The organism is Massilia sp. P2_C2 (genome assembly GCF_056404615.1).
Genome location: NZ_JBFUDR010000482.1, coordinates 1 through 3,184 on the forward strand (window position 1 = coordinate 1; position 3,184 = coordinate 3,184).

Annotated in this window: 3 protein-coding genes; all 3 read left to right on the top strand. The window is 71.5% G+C overall.

The window, feature by feature from the left end:
* Positions 1 to 2,058, top strand: a 2,058-nt coding sequence (locus tag AC1DYX_RS29735) for a nitric-oxide reductase large subunit (RefSeq protein WP_477265609.1), incomplete at its 5' end; no start/stop codon positions are given.
* A gap of 9 nt (positions 2,059 to 2,067) precedes the next feature.
* Entirely contained in the window at positions 2,068 to 2,472 is a 405-nt protein-coding gene (locus AC1DYX_RS29740) for an Rrf2 family transcriptional regulator (protein ID WP_477265611.1), read from the top strand.
* An 85-nt stretch (positions 2,473 to 2,557) separates the two neighbouring features.
* Positions 2,558 to 3,184 (top strand): L,D-transpeptidase scaffold domain-containing protein (locus AC1DYX_RS29745; protein ID WP_477265613.1); only part of this gene is annotated, 627 nt, incomplete at its 3' end.

Sequence of the window (3,184 nt, forward strand, 5' to 3'; positions counted from 1 at the left end):
GCCCCGGACTGGTCGGCCGACTGGCTGCACCGCGAAGCCGTCGCCCTGCGCGAGCGGCTGGCCCTGCGCGACAATGGCCGGCCGTACGCCCAGCTCGAGGCCGGCGCACGCGGCGCCGTCGACGCCCTCGTCAGGGAAGCCCTGCGCCGCAACACGTATGATGCCGCGCGCGACACGCTGACGCTGTCCGCCGAGCGCACGGCCGCCGTGCAATCGGTCGCCGCACACTACACGGGCCTGTTCGGCCGCGATCCCGCGCTGGACCGGCTGCGCGCGCAATACGCGATGACGGCCGGTGCCCTGCCCGACGCGGCCGACCGCACCGCGCTGGCCGCATTCTTCTTCTGGTCCGCCTGGTCCGCCGCGACCGACCGCCCGGGCGAGACGGGCCTGTCGTACACGAGCAACTGGCCGCACGAACCGCTGGTCGGCAACACGCCCACGGCCGGCGCCGGCATCTGGTCGATCGCCAGCATCGTCGTCATGATCGGCGCCATCGCCGGCATGGTGCTGTTCCACGCCGCCCAGCCGGAGGAAGCGGATCCGGCGCCGCCGCGCGACGATCCGCTGTTCCGGCTGCAGGCCACCCCGTCGATGAAGGCGACGCGCAAATACTTCGCCGTGGTCGTCGCGCTGATCCTGGCGCAGGTGGGCATGGGCGTGGTCACGGCGCATTATTCCGTCGAAGGCAACGGCTTCTTCGGCATCCCGCTGGCGGATATCCTGCCGTTCACCGTCAGCCGCACCATCCATACCCAGTTCGCCGTGCTGTGGATCGCGACCGCGTGGCTCGCTACCGGCCTGTACATCGCGCCCGCCATCTCGGGCCACGAGCCGAAGCTGCAGGCGCTYGGCGTCAACGTGCTGTTCTACGCGCTGCTGTTCATCGTGGCCGGATCCACGGCATGCGGCTGGCTCGGCACCTTGCAGCACCGCGGCGTCGACTTCAGTTTCTGGCTCGGCAACCAGGGCCTGGAATTCACCAGCATGGGCCGCATCTGGCAATACCTGTTGTTCGCCGGCCTGCTGTTCTGGGCCTTCCTGCTCGGCCGCGGCCTGTGGCCCGCGCTGCGGAAGCCGTCGGAGAGCCGCGGCCTGATCGCCATGGTATTCCTGGCCGCGCTGTGCATCGGCGGCTTCTACGCCACGTCGCTGACGTGGGGCCAGCACACGCACTACTCGATGATAGAGTACTGGAGATGGTGGCTCGTGCACCTGTGGGTCGAGGGCTTCTTCGAAGTGTTCGCGACGGCCGTCATCGCCCTGCTGTTCACCCGCCTGGGCCTGATCCGCGCCGCCAGTGCCAACGCCGCCATCGTGCTCGAGACCATCGTGTTCCTGTTCGGCGGCATCCTCGGTACCCTGCACCACCTGTACTTCACGGGCACCCCGACAGCCGTGATCGCGATCGGCGCCATGTTCTCGGCGCTGGAAGTCGTGCCGCTGTCGCTGATCGGCATCGAGGCCTGGCGCAACTACCGGCGCACGCGGGCAGCGCCGTGGGTCGCCAACTATCGCTGGGCGATCCTGTGCTTCATCGCCGTCGGCTTCTGGAACACGGTGGGCGCCGGCCTGCTGGGCTTCTCGATCAACACCCCGATCGCGCTGTACTACATGCAGGGCCTGAACATGACGGCGGCCCACGGCCACGCCGCCCTGTTCGGCGTGTACGGCATGCTCGGCATCGGCCTGCTGCTGTTCTGCCTGCGCGGCCTGTCCGACCGCCGTGCGTGGTCGGATGCCCTGCTGCGCCCGATGTTCTGGCTGCTGAACGGCGGCCTCGCGCTGATGGTGTTCGTGTCCCTCGTGCCGGCCGGCGTCTACCAGGCGTGGGCCAGCGTCGCGTACGGCATGTGGTTCGCCCGCTCGCCGGAGGTGATCCACTCCGCGTTCATGGAGCGCATGGTGTGGCTGCGGGTGCCGGGCGACGTCGTGTTCGCGCTCGGGACGCTGTGCCTCGCGCTGTTCGTGCTGCGCCTGATGCGCCGGCCGGCCCGGCTGGCCGAGGTCGCGGCCAATACGCCTGCGGATACCGCCCGCACCACGAGCGGGGCCTGAGCGGCGATCATGCGCCTCACCGAACACACCGACCACGCGCTGCGCGTCCTGATGTACCTGGGCGCCAACGAGGGCCGCCTCGCCACGACAGGCGAGGTGGCAGCCCGGTACGGCATCTCGCACCACCACCTCACGAAAGTCGTCAACCAGCTCGGGCACGCGGGCTTCGTCGAGACGGTGCGCGGGCGCAGCGGCGGCATCCGCCTCGCGCGCGCCCCGGCCGACATCATGGTGGGCGACGTCGTGCGCCGCACCGAGCCGGCCTTCGGCGTCGCCGGCTGCCCGGGTGGCCGCGCGGGCGCCTGTCCCCTCGCGCCGGACTGCGTGCTGAAAGGCGCGCTGTGCCGCGCGGCGGCCCGCTTCCTGGAAGCGCTGGACGATGTCCCATTGTCCAGCCTGATCGGAACAGCGTGAGCGGTGGATTTGACTTGCATCAATGACGCGCCGCGGGCCCRCCATCTATCGTGGGCCCATCCCGTCACCCAAGCATGCCGCCACCGTGTCTCCGACAACCCGCCTCGTCTTCCGCTGGATCAGCGCCCTTTTGTTCACCGCGTGCCACGTGCTCGCCGCCGCCGGCCCGCTCGACGCCCGCCAGCTGACGCCGCGCCTGTACGCGGCCGGCACGCAGCCGCCGCCGTCCTGGCTGGCCGACGACGGGAATCGTGCACGCCAGGCGATCCGCCTGCTGCGCGGCGCGCCCGCGCACGGCATCGACCCGGCCCGCTACGACGCCGACGGGCTCGCGCGCCGGCTGGACGGGCTGGCGGACGACACGGACGCCCTCGCCTTCGAACGGGACCTCAGTACCGCCATGCTGCAATACCTGTCCGACCTGCACGGCGGCCGGATCGCGTCCGGCTACCGCCTGCCGGGCGACACGTCGCCCCCGTTCGATCCAGTCGAGCACCTGCGCCGGGCGCTGGCCGACGGGCGCCTGGCGCTGGCGGTCGACGCGGCGCCGCCGCCGGTGCCGATCTACCGCCGCGTGCAGGCCACGCTGGCCCGGTACCGCGCGCTGGCCGCGGCGCATCCAGATTGGCCAGCGCTGCCCCCGCTGCCGGGCACGCGCGTGACGACGGGCGCCCGCTATGCCGGCACGGGGCTGCTGCGCGAGCGGCTGGTC